The sequence below is a fragment of the Arthrobacter gandavensis genome, from assembly GCF_015355785.1.
Classification (GTDB): Bacteria; Actinomycetota; Actinomycetes; order Actinomycetales; family Micrococcaceae; genus Arthrobacter_B; species Arthrobacter_B gandavensis_A.
In genome coordinates, this window is record NZ_JADKYW010000005.1 from 522,987 (window position 1) to 536,324 (window position 13,338).

At 66.5% G+C, this 13,338-nt stretch carries 12 protein-coding genes; 3 read left to right on the top strand and 9 right to left on the bottom strand.

The window, feature by feature from the left end; translation table 11 throughout:
• Positions 1–44: 44 nt before the first annotated feature.
• The 3 genes from ITX31_RS07525 to ITX31_RS07535 all read right to left on the bottom strand — a co-directional run bounded on the left by ITX31_RS07525 (position 45) and on the right by ITX31_RS07535 (position 4,240).
• Positions 45–1,946, bottom strand: a complete 1,902-nt coding sequence (locus ITX31_RS07525) for a DEAD/DEAH box helicase (protein ID WP_323745609.1) — start codon at positions 1,944–1,946, stop codon at positions 45–47.
• Between the two features lie 331 nt (positions 1,947–2,277).
• Complete coding sequence (locus ITX31_RS07530; protein ID WP_194782814.1) at positions 2,278–2,943, bottom strand: MOSC domain-containing protein; 666 nt, start codon at positions 2,941–2,943, stop codon at positions 2,278–2,280.
• Positions 2,944–2,953: 10 nt separating this feature from the next.
• Complete coding sequence (locus ITX31_RS07535; protein WP_194782815.1) at positions 2,954–4,240, bottom strand: glycosyltransferase 87 family protein; 1,287 nt, start codon at positions 4,238–4,240, stop codon at positions 2,954–2,956.
• Positions 4,241–4,487: 247 nt separating this feature from the next.
• Here ITX31_RS07535 and ITX31_RS07540 point away from each other — a divergent pair, with 247 nt between their 5' ends.
• Positions 4,488–4,898, top strand: a complete 411-nt coding sequence (locus ITX31_RS07540; protein WP_194782816.1) for a hypothetical protein — start codon at positions 4,488–4,490, stop codon at positions 4,896–4,898.
• Positions 4,899–4,915: 17 nt separating this feature from the next.
• On the opposite strand, the gene ITX31_RS07545 is transcribed toward ITX31_RS07540, so the two are convergent.
• Together ITX31_RS07545 and ITX31_RS07550 are read right to left on the bottom strand one after the other, a co-directional pair.
• Positions 4,916–6,064 (bottom strand): cystathionine gamma-synthase, encoded by a 1,149-nt coding sequence (locus ITX31_RS07545; RefSeq protein WP_194782817.1) that lies wholly within the window; start codon positions 6,062–6,064, stop codon positions 4,916–4,918.
• A 58-nt stretch (positions 6,065–6,122) separates the two neighbouring features.
• Positions 6,123–7,493 (bottom strand): cystathionine beta-synthase, encoded by a 1,371-nt coding sequence (locus ITX31_RS07550; RefSeq protein ID WP_194782818.1) that lies wholly within the window; start codon positions 7,491–7,493, stop codon positions 6,123–6,125.
• Between the two features lie 123 nt (positions 7,494–7,616).
• Here ITX31_RS07550 and ITX31_RS07555 point away from each other — a divergent pair, with 123 nt between their 5' ends.
• Positions 7,617–8,573 carry a DNA-3-methyladenine glycosylase family protein gene (locus ITX31_RS07555; RefSeq protein WP_228529100.1) on the top strand — a complete coding sequence of 319 codons (957 nt, stop codon included), beginning with the start codon at positions 7,617–7,619 and terminating at the stop codon, positions 8,571–8,573.
• Positions 8,574–8,610: 37 nt separating this feature from the next.
• Positions 8,611–8,889 (top strand): putative quinol monooxygenase, encoded by a 279-nt coding sequence (locus ITX31_RS07560; protein ID WP_194782819.1) that lies wholly within the window; start codon positions 8,611–8,613, stop codon positions 8,887–8,889.
• Positions 8,890–8,957: 68 nt separating this feature from the next.
• On the opposite strand, the gene ITX31_RS07565 is transcribed toward ITX31_RS07560, so the two are convergent.
• From ITX31_RS07565 to ITX31_RS07580, 4 genes are all read right to left on the bottom strand, one after another.
• The gene (locus ITX31_RS07565; protein ID WP_194782820.1) at positions 8,958–10,544 is read right to left on the bottom strand and encodes an ammonium transporter; all 1,587 of its coding nucleotides are present in this window, start codon (positions 10,542–10,544) and stop codon (positions 8,958–8,960) included.
• 298 nt (positions 10,545–10,842) lie between these two features.
• Entirely contained in the window at positions 10,843–12,069 is a 1,227-nt protein-coding gene (gene fdhA / locus ITX31_RS07570; RefSeq protein WP_194782821.1) for a formaldehyde dehydrogenase, glutathione-independent, read from the bottom strand.
• Between the two features lie 254 nt (positions 12,070–12,323).
• Entirely contained in the window at positions 12,324–12,722 is a 399-nt protein-coding gene (trxA, locus tag ITX31_RS07575) for a thioredoxin (protein WP_194782822.1), read from the bottom strand.
• A gap of 66 nt (positions 12,723–12,788) precedes the next feature.
• Positions 12,789–13,235: a MarR family winged helix-turn-helix transcriptional regulator gene (locus ITX31_RS07580; protein WP_194782823.1), complete on the bottom strand. Its 447-nt coding sequence runs from the start codon at positions 13,233–13,235 to the stop codon at positions 12,789–12,791.
• Between the last annotated feature and the right edge of the window lie 103 nt (positions 13,236–13,338).

Sequence of the window (13,338 nt, forward strand, 5' to 3'; positions counted from 1 at the left end):
ACAGGAAGGGCGCCCCGAAGGACGCCCTGCCTGCCTAGTAACTCCTAGTCGCGGAAACGCGGCTTGCGGGCACCGGCGCCGGCCGGCTTGCCGAAGCTGCGGTCGCCGTCGAACTTCTTCTTGTACGGACGGTCGGAGCCGCGGTCACCGAAGGACCGCTCGCCGTCGCGCTTCTTGAAATCCTTCTTGAAGCCGCGGTCAGCGCGGTCGTACGAGCCGCCTTCGCGGGCCGGACGGCGTCCCTTGTCCAGTTCCAGGTGGATCAGTTCTCCGCCGATCCGGGTGCGGGACAGGGCACGCAGCTGGTCCTTGGACAGATCCGCGGGCAGTTCCACGAGGGTGTGGTCCGAGCGGATGTCGATCCCGCCAATCTGCGCCGAGGACAGGCCGCCCTCGTTGGCGATGGCGCCGACGATCGAACCCGGCATCACGCGCTGGCGGCGTCCGACGGCGATGCGGTAGGTCGCGTTGCCTTCGGTCAGCGGGCGCGTCGGGCCGCGGGAGCCGAAGCCGTCGTTGCGGCCTTCGGAACGCTCGCGCTGGCGGGCCGGAGCCTGCGGGATTTCTTCCATCAGCAACGGGCGTCCGCCCTGGGCCATGACGGCCAGTGCGGCGGCGATTTCCTCGGCGGGAACGTCGTTCTCGGCGATGTATTTGGTGACCAGGTCACGGAAGACGGAGAGGTCCTCGGTGTTCCGGGTCTCGGTGATGCGCTCGGAGAACTTGGCCAGGCGCTTGGCGTTGACAACGTCAACACCGGGCAGCTGCATGTGCTCAACGGGCTGGCGGGTGGCCTTCTCGATGGCGCGCAGCAGGTACTTCTCGCGCGGCGTCATAAACAGGATCGCGTCGCCCGTGCGGCCTGCGCGGCCGGTACGGCCGATGCGGTGCACGTAGGACTCGGTGTCATGCGGGATGTCGTAGTTGAAGACGTGGCTGATGCGCTCAACGTCCAGGCCGCGTGCGGCGACGTCGGTGGCAACCAGGATGTCGATCTTGCCTTCGCGCAGTGCCTCGACGGTGCGCTCACGCTGCTGCTGCGGAATGTCGCCGTTGATCGCTGCTGCCTTGTAGCCGCGGGACTTCAGCTTGTCCGCCAGGTCCTCCGTGGCCATCTTGGTGCGCACGAAGGCGATGACGCCGTCGAAGTCCTCGGTCTCGAGGATGCGGGACATTGCGTCGAGCTTGTGCGGGCCCATGACCTGCACGTAGCGCTGGCGGGTGTTGGCGCCGGTGGTGGTCTTGGACTTGACCGTGATTTCTGCCGGATCGTTCAGGTACTTCTTGGCGATCTTGCGGATGGCACCGGGCATGGTGGCGGAGAAGAGGGCAACCTGCTTCTCATCCGGGGTGCTGGAGAGGATCTGCTCAACGTCTTCCGCGAAGCCCATCCGCAGCATTTCGTCGGCCTCGTCCAGGACGAGGTACTGCAGGTTGGACAGGTCCAGGGAACCCTTGGAAATGTGGTCGATCACGCGGCCCGGAGTGCCAACAACAACCTGCGCACCGCGGCGCAGGCCGGCGAGCTGGGGGCCGTAGGGGGAACCGCCGTAAACTGGCAGTACGGTGAAGTCGTCCATGTGGACGGCGTAGGAGGTGAAGGCTTCGGCCACCTGCAGGGCCAGTTCACGGGTCGGGGCCAGCACCAGGATCTGGGTGTCCTTGGTGGGTCCGTTGACCTCGGCCAGCTCGGCCATGCGGGACAGGGCGGGAACGGCGAAGGCGGCGGTCTTGCCGGTGCCGGTCTGGGCCAGGCCCACGACGTCGCGGCCTTCGAGCAGCACGGGGATGGTGGCTGCCTGGATGGGCGAGGGGGCCTTGTAGCCGACGTCGGTCAGCGCGGCGAGGATGCGGGCATCCAGATTGAAATCGGAGAACAGCACCTCAGCTTCAACAGCTTCGGCGGCAGTGTTTTCTTCGACAGTTTCTTGGGTGTTCTCAGGCAAGGGGTATTCCTCATCAATGGGGCCGGGCAGCCGGCTAAGCGGCTGCAAGTACATAAGTCCGGGCACTGTTGCAATCCCAGGCAGGACTCTCCGTCACAGCTGTGGGCCAGTATCACTGGGTTGCGACCGCGGCTCGGTGTGACGATTTCTTTGCCGGCGCTCCCAGGAGATGAATCTGCCCGCATGTTTCATGCGGGCCCCAACACAACGTACCTGCAATGGACTCTGAGTCCGCAGGAAAATCAGGGAATACCGGAGTGGGGGATTACTCAAGTGTACGGCATGACAGGCGCACGCCAGCCGTTTACGGCCGTGAGGTCCGGCACACGGGCTAAACGGCGTCCTGCACGCCCGGGACCGCCGCCGGCTGGCGGCGCAGCACCTTGCGGATCTCCGGGGACAGGTACATTCCCGCTAGACCGGCCTCTGACAGGCGGGAATGCTGCCCAGCCGAGAGGCCCTCAAACACGTCCGCCACGGTGACGCCGTGTTCCGGCCGGGAGATGGTTTCCACCGTGTCACCGGCCTCGATCGAACCTCGGGAAACAACCCGCAGGTAGGTTCCCGGCCGTCCGGCCGCGGCGAACCGTGCCACCCACCGGGGCTGTCCCATGTACTGGGCGAAATTGCGGCAGGGGGTGCGCGGGCAGGTCACTTCCAGCACCACGTCCGTGCCGATGCGCCACTGTTCCCCCACCACGGCAGAGGACGCGTCAATCCCCGCCACCCGGAGGTTCTCGCCGAATCGGCCCGGCGGCACGGGCTCACCAAGTTCCGCAGCCCACCAGTCCGCGTCCTCCTGCGAGTAAGCGTAGACGGCCTTGGATTCACCGCCGTGGTGCCGGCGGTCCGCCTGCACGTCACCGGTGAGCCCCAGGGCGTAGACCTTGACCGGACCCTCAACGGCGCGCTTGTCGATGGCGCTGACACCTACGGCGTCGGAGGTGGGCCGCAGGGCATGCACGCGGCAGATAGCCAGGAGGGATCCGGAAGTCATGGGCAACAGTCTAGGTGCGCGGCACGTGGATATCGCCGGAGACCGGTGCGGCGCGCCACCAGCGCGGCGGCCGGTCCGGCCAAAGCAGGGCAAGGAACCAGGCGAGCATGGCTGCGCCGCAGAAGACTCCCGCGCTCGAGGCCATGAGCCACAGGTCCGGGACCTGGGAATCCAGATCCGCAGCGCCCAGCAGGCCGCCAATTCCCTTGGGCGTGAGGTAGAAGGCCGCGGCCGTCGCCGCGAGCAGCATCCAGCCGGCGACGCGCATCATCCGCCGCTGCCGGGGCAGTTCCAGAACTGCCTTCACCATCAGCGGCAGGAAGAGTGCCACCCACACCCAGTGGTGGGACCAGGAGACCGGCGACGCCAGCAGCATGAGCAGCGCCGCGGCGGCCAGCGCCAGCAGGTCCGCTCCGGAACGGGTTGCCAGCCGGATGACGACGGCGGCGGCCGCCGCCGCGGCCAGGCACAGCGCCAGCCAGGGAACGGTGACGTCCGCGTCGGGGCCGGTGAAGTGCAGCAGCGCCCCGCGGAAGGACAGGTTGTCCACGTACGCTCCCCCGCCAACCCGCGATGTGTCCGGGAGCAGTTCGCCCCAGTAGGTCTTCGATTCCCGGGGCAGGATCAGGAATCCCAGCGCGAAGGTGGCAAGGAAACCGAAGGCCATGTTCCGCAGCCCGCGCCAGTCTCCGCGGATGAAGTAGTAGAACGCGAAGGCCAGCGGAGTCAGTTTGAGCCCGGCGGCCACTCCGGTGAGCAGCCCCCGCGGCCACTGCTCGCTGCGGTTCAGGAGATCGATCATCACCATCGCGAACAGGATGATGTTGACCTGCCCGAGGGCAAGGGTGTCCCGCCACGGTCCGAGGGCGGCTACGAGGCCGAACGCCACGATGGCCGCTGGCCGGAGCCAGAACCCCTTCAGGACGGCCCTGACGCTTCCGGAACCGCTGAAGTGCGCTACGAGCCACAGGGCCGTCAGCGCGGTCAGCGCCAGGGAGAGGCAAAGGAAGATGTTGAAGCCCACGGCGTCACCGAAGGGCGCGAGGACGGCGAACAGCAGGGCAGCGGCAGGCGGGTAGGTGAACATCAGTGAAGGATTGGGCGGGTTGGGGATTCCCACGGAATACAGCTCACCGCTTGCCTTCAGGACCGTCTGGCCGCCGGCCACGTAAACCCGGAAGTCGATGCCGTCCCGCGGCGCAAGGGCCACGGCGAGGGCCAGCAGGCCGGCGCAGACCGCAGCCGCGGCGAGCACCACCGCCGCAGCCGCGGCCTGAGAACGCAGTCCCTGCGCCATCTGCTTCCCTCCTGTGCTGCCGCCGTCTGGCGAGCAGGCGAGCGAGGCACACTCTACCCGCCTGCCCCGGCGCAGACTGGTCAAGACGGAAGTTTTGACACTGATCACCCGCAAACAGCCGCATGCGGATCCTCCACGCTCCCGGTAATGTTCAGGCGCCTCGGCCCCGGCTGCCGCTACCGTAGTCAGTGAACGGGATACCCGCGAAGCCTGCAGCGTCGGACGGATCCCATAAAGGAGACCCAGCGTGAGCAAGACACATCCCCCGATGCCCGCAGCCATGCGGCTGGCCACGGCAGCGTGGCTGGTAGCCGCCGTCGTCCTGATCCTGGCCGGCGGCTCCTTCCTGTTCACCGCCCAGACACAGCGGCAGGACTCCCAGGGCCTGCTGACACTGGGAATCCTGGGCATCGCCCTCGGTGCCCTTACCGCTTTCTATGCCCTTCGGCTACGCCGGGGAAAGCGCAGCAGCCGGGAAACACTGACCACACTGGGTCTCATAGCCGGTGTTCCCCTGCTGTTCCGCGGCCCGTCACTCATGGCGCTGGGCGCGCTGCTGCTGGCCTGCGCGGTGCTGCTGTGGCTGCCGCAAAGCAGCCGCTTCTACGCCGCGACGGATCCCAGGGTCCGGCGGGGCCGTCTGATGGGGCGCCGCTAAGCACCCAAACGGCCAGATCAGAGCTGCTTCAGCGCCTGGTCCAGGTCCGCGATGAGGTCCTCGATGTCCTCAATGCCCACGGAAAGCCGCAGCAGGTTCTCCGGAACGGCCAGCTCAGTGCCCTTGACGGACGCATGGGTCATTTCCGAGGGATAGTTCATCAAGGACTCAACCCCGCCCAGTGACTCGGCCAGGGTGAAGACCCTGGTGGACTCCGCAACCCTGCGCGCTGCGGCTTCCCCGCCCTTGAAGCTGACCGAGACCATGCCGCCGAAGTCCTTCATCTGGGTCTTGGCGAGGTCATGGCCGGGATGGTCCTCCAGGCCCGGGTACAGCACGGACTCGACGGCGGGCTGTTCCTTCAGCCACCGGGCCACCGCCATGGCGTTGGAGGAATGCCGGTCAATGCGCACTCCCAGGGTCTTCAGGCCCCGGGTGGTGAGCCACGCTTCCATCGGAGCCGAAACGGCACCGACCGCGTACTGGATGAAACCGATCTTCTCCGCGGCGGCGTCGTCGTTCAGGATCACAGCCCCGCCAACCGCGTCCGAGTGGCCGCCAATGTACTTGGTGGTCGAATGAACCACGATGTCCGCTCCGAATGCGAGCGGCTGCTGCAGGTACGGGGAGGCGAAGGTGTTGTCCACCACCAGGAGGGCACCGGCATTGTGCGCTGCCTGCGCAACTGCGGCGATGTCGGAGATCTTCATCATGGGGTTCGACGGCGTTTCCAGCCAGACAATCCTGGTGTTCCCGGCTGCGATGGCCGTTTCGAGGGCTGCGGCGTCTGACATATCCACGGCAGTGTTCGTGACGCCCCAGGCCGAGAGCACCCGGTTAATCAGCCGGTAGGTTCCGCCGTACGCGTCGTTGCCCAGGACAATGTGGTCCCCGGGTTCCAGCAGGGCGCGGATCAGGGCATCCTCGGCCGCCAGGCCGGAGCTGAAGGAAAATGCGTGGCGTCCGCCTTCCAGGGCGGCCAGCTGGGCCTGCAGCGAATCACGCGTGGGGTTGGTGCCTCGGCCGTACTCGTAGCCGTTGCGCAGTCCGCCAATACCGTCCTGCGCGTAGGTGGTGCTTTGGTAGAGCGGGGGAATGACGGCCCCGGTGGTGGGGTCCGGTGCCTGCCCGGCGTGGATAGCGCGGGTGTTGAAGCCTTCAGTCATGGTTTGTTCCTCCTGTGCCGGCTGAGCGGCGGTCGGGGTTTGTGCCTGTGTGCCGGGCCTAGGCGCTGAGGTAGGAGAGCAGGTCACGGCGGGTCAGGACGCCGTGCCAGCCGCCGCCGGATGCGACCAGCAGCGTGTCAGCATCCGCCAGGCGCTCCATGGCGGCGGACACGGATTCAGCCGCACCGATCTGCGGCAGCTTGGCCGAGAGATGGTCGCTGACGGGATCTCCCGGCTTGGCTTCGCCCCGAAAGAGCTTTTCGGTCAGCGAGCGCTCGTCCACCGAACCGTGGACTTCGCCGAGCACCGCGGGGGGTTCGTGGGCAAGCACCGGAAGTGCGCTGCCGTGCCGGGCCAGCAGTTCGACTGCCTCCAGCACGGTGGCGGACTTGGGCACGTACGGGGCTTCTTCGCCGCCACGGGAGGCAAGCACGTCCGCAACGGTGGCGCCCTGATCCGTCTCAGCCAGGAACCCGTGGGACTTCATCCAGCCGTCGTTGAAGATCTTGCCGATGTAGCCGCGGCCGCTGTCCGGCAGCAGGACCACCATGACGTCCTCCGGCCCCAGATCCTTGGCTGCGCGCAGCGCGGCGACTACGGCCATGCCGGAGGAGCCGCCCACCAGCAGGCCTTCTTCGCGGGCCAGGCGGCGGGTCATGGCAAAGGACTCGGCGTCGTTGACGGCAATGACCTCGTCAGGAACCGAGGGATCGTAGTTGCCCGGCCACATGTCCTCGCCCACGCCCTCAACGAAGTACGGGCGCCCGGTCCCGCCGGAGTACACTGACCCTTCCGGATCCGCGGCGATGATTTTCACCGGTCCGGAGGTCCGGTCCGCAGAGACTTCCTTCAGGTAGCGACCGGTGCCGGTGATGGTTCCGCCGGTGCCTGCACCCGCGACGAAGTGGGTGAGCCTGCCCTCTGTGTCGTTCCAGATTTCGGGCCCGGTGGACTCGTAGTGGCTGGCGGGGGCCGCCGGGTTGGAGAACTGGTCCGGCTTGTAGGCGCCGTCGATTTCGCGAACCAGGCGGTCGGAGACACCGTAGTAGGACTCGGGGCTTTCCGGAGCGACGGCGGTGGGCGTCACCACTACCTCGGCACCGTAGGCGCGCAGGACGTCCCGTTTCTCCACACCAACCTTGTCCGGTGTGACGAAGATGCAGCTGTAGCCCTTCTGCTGGGCCACCAGGGCCAGCCCGACGCCGGTATTGCCGCTGGTCGGTTCAACAACTGTCCCGCCCGGGCGGAGTTTGCCCTCGGACTCGGCCGCTTCGATCATCTTCACGGCGATGCGGTCCTTGATGGATCCGCCGGGATTGAGGTACTCCAGCTTCACCAGCACCGTGGCTTCGATGCCTTCGGTGACGTGGTGGAGTTTCACCAGCGGGGTGTTGCCGATCAGGTCCAGGACAGTGTTGGCATACTTCATGGGCACCACGTTACTGGCTGGGCCGGGAAGGAAGAGGCTGTGCTGAACACGGCGTAGCAAACTTGCGTAGTGACGGCCTTGTTTTGGGACGGAAGTTCACTCCGAACGTGCGAGCATGGTGGCATGTCTTCCGGATCGGCCTGCCTGCGCGGCGAGTTTGAGTCTTCCCGCCCGCTGGAACTCGCCGGAACACTGAGGACCGTGGCGCTCGGCGGTTCCGACCCCACCGTGCAGGTCTCTCCAACCGGAGCGTGGCTGGCTTTCCGCACTGCCGCCGGACCGGCCACTCTCTGCCTTCGGCAGCACGCCGGCGCGCTGCACTCCCCCGCCAGGGTTTCGGTCCGGGCCTGGGGGCCGGGCGCAGAGCAGGCGCTCGCTTCCGTTCCTTCGCTGCTCGGTGAGCAGGACGACTGGTCCTCCTTCGACGATCCCGGTTTCCTCGCGACCCTGCCTGCCGGCATCCGGGAGGTCCGGCGGCACCATCCCGGCCTGCGGCTGCCCAGCACCGGGAGGATCCTGCAGACCCTGATACCGGTTGTGCTGGGCCAAAAGGTGACGCAGATGGAGGCAGTCCATGCCTGGCGCTATCTGGTGCGGGGCTTCGGCGAACCTGCACCCGGGCCGGTTCCGCCCGGTTTGATGCTCCCTCCCGATGCCGCCGGATGGCGGCGAATCCCCAGCTGGGAGTGGCACCGCGCCGGAGTCGATTCGCACCGTTCCCGCACCATCCTGCGTGCCAGCGCCTCGGCGTCGGGCCTTGAACGCCTGGCAGCCGAACCATTGGGAGACGCAGTAAGCGCCAAGCTCCAGTCCCTGCCCGGCATCGGCCCCTGGTCTGCGGCGGAGATCCTCCAGCGCACCCATGGTTCACCGGACCACGTTTCCGTGGGCGACTTCCACCTCGCGGCCTACGTGGGCGCCGCCCTCACCGGCAAGCGAACTGACGACGCCGGCATGCTGGCGCTGCTGGAACCGTGGCGCGGACACCGCCAGCGGGTGGTGCGCCTGATTGTCCTGACCGGTTTCCGCAAACAGGCCTACGGGCCCCGGCTTACTCCGCAGGACCACCGAAGGCACTAGAGGCCTTCCGGCCGCAGGTTCGCCTAAAGTGGGATGAATGAGCGCACCCGTAGACCTGACCGCCGTATTCATTCCCAACCCCGGAGAATTCTTCCGGGTGAAACTGGCCCTGGAGATCGCGATCGAGCAGGTCCAGGCCGAACCCGGCTGCCTCCGGTATGAGATCACCGAGGAGTCCGGGGAACGGCTGGTCCTGACCGAGCAGTGGGCATCCGAAGACGACCTCGCCCGGCACTCCCGCGGGTCCGCCAAACAGGACCTGGACGAATCCCTGAGCGCCCTGCTGGCAGAACCCGTCGCACTGCACCGCGGCTAAGTCCCGCACGGCAGGTCCCGAGGCGCCAGCGCGGCCCGGGACCTGTTCTGTGGGCGGAATCGCGGCGGTTACGGACTGATTTCCAGCCGGTGGATGGACTCCGGTTCAGCGCCGAAGCGCCGAAGGACGGCAGTTACTGCCTCTTCATGCTCGTCGTCCACCGCCGCACTCACCCGCGTCCTGTCCTCGAAGTCCAGCTTCCGCACGTCGGACCGAAAAACCTCGGTGCGGACCTGGCCGGTGTAGACCGTGGTCTCCGCGAGTTCAAGGGACCGGGCCCCGGCCAGCAGCAGGGCATCGCGCAGGCCGTCGATCCTTTCCGTGTTGACGGCCGCGCTGATCAGATGCCGCGGCGCGCCCGGCCGGGCCGCATTCGGCCGCGGAGCTTCAGCAGCGCGTCCGCTGGTTGTCGGGCGGGCGGTGACCCCGCTGAGCGAATAGGCGGACTGGCCCTGCTGCACCATGTCCAGGGAATCCTGTTCCGGACCCGGCTCGCGCAGGCCGAGGGTCCTGCTGATCAAGGCGGCGGCCAGCCAGCTGAGCACGAACGAGAACGCCACGACGCAGACGACCGCCACTACCTGGTGCCACAGCAGGATCCCGCCGCCGCCGGCGAACAGGCCGTCCGCGCTAACCGGATTCACCGCACTGTCCGCGAAAAAGCCCAGCAGCAAGGACCCGCTGAGGCCTCCAACGAAGTGGACAGCGATCACGTCCAGGGCGTCGTCGTAACGCAGAAGGTGCTTGAGCCGGACCGCAAAACAGCACGCGCAGCCGGCGATCAGCCCGATCAGCAGAGCCGATCCAGTACTGACGTATCCGGCACAGGGGGTGATTGTGGCCAGGCCGGCGACGGCTCCGGACACCGCTCCGACAAGGGTGGAGTGCCCGCTGGTCAGGCGTTCGACGATCAGCCAGGTGACCATGGCGGAGCTGCCGGCCACATGGGTGTTAATCAGCGCCTGGGCGGCGATGTCGTTGGCCTGCAGCCCGTCTCCTGCGTTGAACCCGAACCAGCCGAACCACAGGATGCCCCCGCCAACCAGCATCAGGGGGAGGTTGTTGGGGGACGTCCTGAGCCTGGGCCATCCCCGGCGGCGTCCCACAACCAGGAGGACAGCCAGTGCGGCCGCGCCGGCGGAAGCATGAACTACCAGCCCGCCGGCCCAGTCCTGCGCGCCCAGCTGCGACAGCCATCCCCTGGGGTGCCAGAGCCAGCGGGCAACCTGCGGGTACACCGCTATCGAGAAGACCACCAGGAAAACGGTCCAGCCGGCGAACTTCAGCCGCCCGGCAGTCGCACCGGTAAGCAGCGCCGGCGTGATGACGGCGAACATCATCTGGTAGGCGACAAAGGCCAGGGCCGGAATTGTCACCCCGGCCGCAACAGTGTGGAACTGCGGCGTATCCACGTTGACCAGCGCGAAGGCATCAAACTCTCCCAGGACAGAATTGCCCTTGTTGCTGAAGGCCAGGGTGTACCCCACCAGCACCCAGGTGAGGGTGATGATGCCCAGCGGAATAATGTTCTGCATCATCATGGTCAGCACATTCCGCACCGGGACCATGCCGCCGTAGAACAGGGCCAGGCCGGGCGTCATGAACAGCACCAGCCCCGCACAGACCAGGACCCAGGCGGTATCTGCGCCGTTCATGGCGTGCCTTCGCCGTACAGGGTCCTCGCGGCTCTCCCCGTCCGGCCCGGTACGGTCGCGTCCCGGCGGGCGGTTTTAGGCGCACCCCGGCGGATGAGAAGTTCGAGCATGTTGATCCCCGCTTCCAACTCGTGTCCCGCATGAGTGGTGACTCCGGAGGTCCATGAGTCTGGAGGGGTGTCTCCGGCGGATCGAGTCTAGCGAGGCGGCTCCGGAAGGCGGAAGATCCGGGCGCGCAAAGGGCCGCCGGGGACGCAGATTACGCTTTTGCCGTCCCGGCGGCCCTTTGGGACGAAGCCTAGTTGGCGCTGGCTCCGGTAACACCGTGCGGGTCGATGACGTACTTCCTGGCCGCACCGGAGTCGAACTCCCGATAAGCCTGGGGGGCATCGTCGAGGCGGATCGCGGTGGCGTTCACCGCCTTGGCAATCTGCACCCTGTCATTGAGGATGGCCATCATCAGGTCCCGGTTGTACTTCATCACCGGACACTGGCCGGTGGTAAATGACAGCGACTTCGCCCAGCCGGTGCCCAGGCTCAGCGAGAGCGAACCGACCTTCGCTGCCTCGTCGATTCCGCCCGGGTCGCCGGTAACGTAGAGGCCCGGGATGCCCAGGGCCCCGCCGGCGGCGGTGATGCTCATCAGGGAGTTCAGAACCGTGGCCGGCGCTTCGTGCCCTGCGTCGTGTCCGTGGCCGCGGGCCTCGAATCCCACCGCATCAACACCGCAGTCAACCTCCGGCACGCCCAGGATCTGTTCAATCTGGTCCCTGGGATCACCCTTGGACACGTCCACTGTCTCGCAGCCGAAACTGCGTGCCTGCGCCAGCCGGTCCTCGTTCAGGTCACCCACTATGACGACGGCGGCGCCCAGGAGCTGTGCGCTTGCGGCCGCTGCCAGCCCCACCGGGCCTGCGCCGGCCACGTACACCGTGGAGCCGGTCCGCACGCCGGCAGTAAAGGCTCCGTGGTAGCCGGTAGGGAAGATGTCGGAGAGCATGGTCAGGTCCATGATCTTTTCCATCGCCTGGTCAGAGTCCGGGAACTTCAGCAGGTTCCAGTCCGCATAGGGCACCAGGGCGTATTCCGCCTGGCCGCCCACCCAGCCGCCCATGTCCACGTAGCCGTAGGCACTTCCGGGACGGTCCGGGTTCACGTTCAGGCAAATGCCGGTTTTGCGTTCCTTGCAGTTCCGGCAGCGGCCGCAGGAGATGTTGAAGGGGACGGAGACCACGTCACCAACCTTGATGAATTCAACATCTGGCCCGGTTTCCACCACCTCGCCGGTGATCTCGTGGCCGAGGATGAGGTTCGCGGGCGCGGTGGTGCGCCCCCTGACCATGTGCTGGTCAGAACCGCAAATGTTGGTCGTCAGAACTTTCAGGACAGCCGCGTGGGGCAGTTTCCGGCCCACGTTGGCCGGGTTGACACCCGGGCCGTCCTTCAGCTCGAAGGTGGGGTAGTCGATGTCCTGGACTTCCACGACACCAGGCTCAATATAAGCAACTGCTCGGTTACCGCTCATTGGTATTCCTCGCCTTCTAACCTTGGTCAACGTTGACTGGGTATCCCGGCGGACGGCAGCCCGCGGGCCGCTCAGGTCCCCCGGAGCCTCCGAGCCTACAACTCGGCGGCGTGTGCGGCTAGAGCGGTTCGGCACTGAAAATCTCCTCCGGCGCGCCGGGCCTAACGCCGGACAGCGCACAGCGCAGAAGGGAGCTCCTCCGCTGCCGGAGAAGCTCCCTTCCGGGATTTGGAAGCCGCGGCGGCGCCGGGGTGCTAGCTGACCTGGCCGTCCTGGCCTGCGGCAGGCTGGCCCTGCTCCTGGGCCGCAATCTGCTCGTGGACTGCCTTCATGTCCAGTCCCTTGACGGCCTCAACCAGTTCGCTGAACTGGTTGGCGTTGAGCGCGCCGGGCTGGGAGAACACCAGCACCTTTTCGCGGAACGCCATGAGCGTAGGGATGGAGGTGATGCCGGCCGCGGCAGCCAGGCCCTGCTCTGCCTCGGTATCCACCTTCGCGAAGGTGATGTCCTCGTGCTGCTGCGAGACGGCGTCGTAAACCGGTGCGAACTGCTTGCACGGGCCGCACCAGTCCGCCCAGAAGTCAACGAACACAATGTCGTTTTCCTCAATGGTTTCGGGGAACGTTGCCTCGGTGATGTCGATAGTTGCCATACAGCCCACGCTATAGGCCGAGCCGCGCGATGTCTGCAATTGTTCGCTCTGCGGTGAAGACCCCGTCTAGGTCAAGGCCGAGAATCCCATCTGGGTCACCTTGGCGATCACGGGGAACGCTTCGCGCAGTTTTTCGCGTTCGCCTTCGCCCAGCCGTGCCAGCAGATCGGAGAGCAGCGATTCCCGTCTCTGGGTCTCTACGGTGAGCTTCCGGTGCCCGTCAGGAGTTAGGCTGACCCGGACCCCGCGTGAATCCTCCGGATCCGGGCTGCGGCGCACCAGCCCGGCATGCTCCAGGCGGATGATCTGTTCAGTGGCGCTGGGCACCTTGACTCCCAGGTTTCTGGCTATGTCGGAAACCCGCATGCCGTCACCGGCAACCATCCGCAGCGTACCCAGCTGGTTGGACGTGATTCCGAACTCCGTGTCCATATGGCGCACGAGGTAGACGGCCTCGCGCAGCGCTTCCCGGAAATCTTCGGCAAGCCGGTCCAGAGCCAGGTCCTCTTTCATGCTTAGAAACACTAGACGGCCTAGCCACTATAGTTCTTGGGGGCCTGCCCATAACGGGTGCTTTATTTCCGAGATTTTGCCTGCGGGCAGCTTTCCCTGCCCC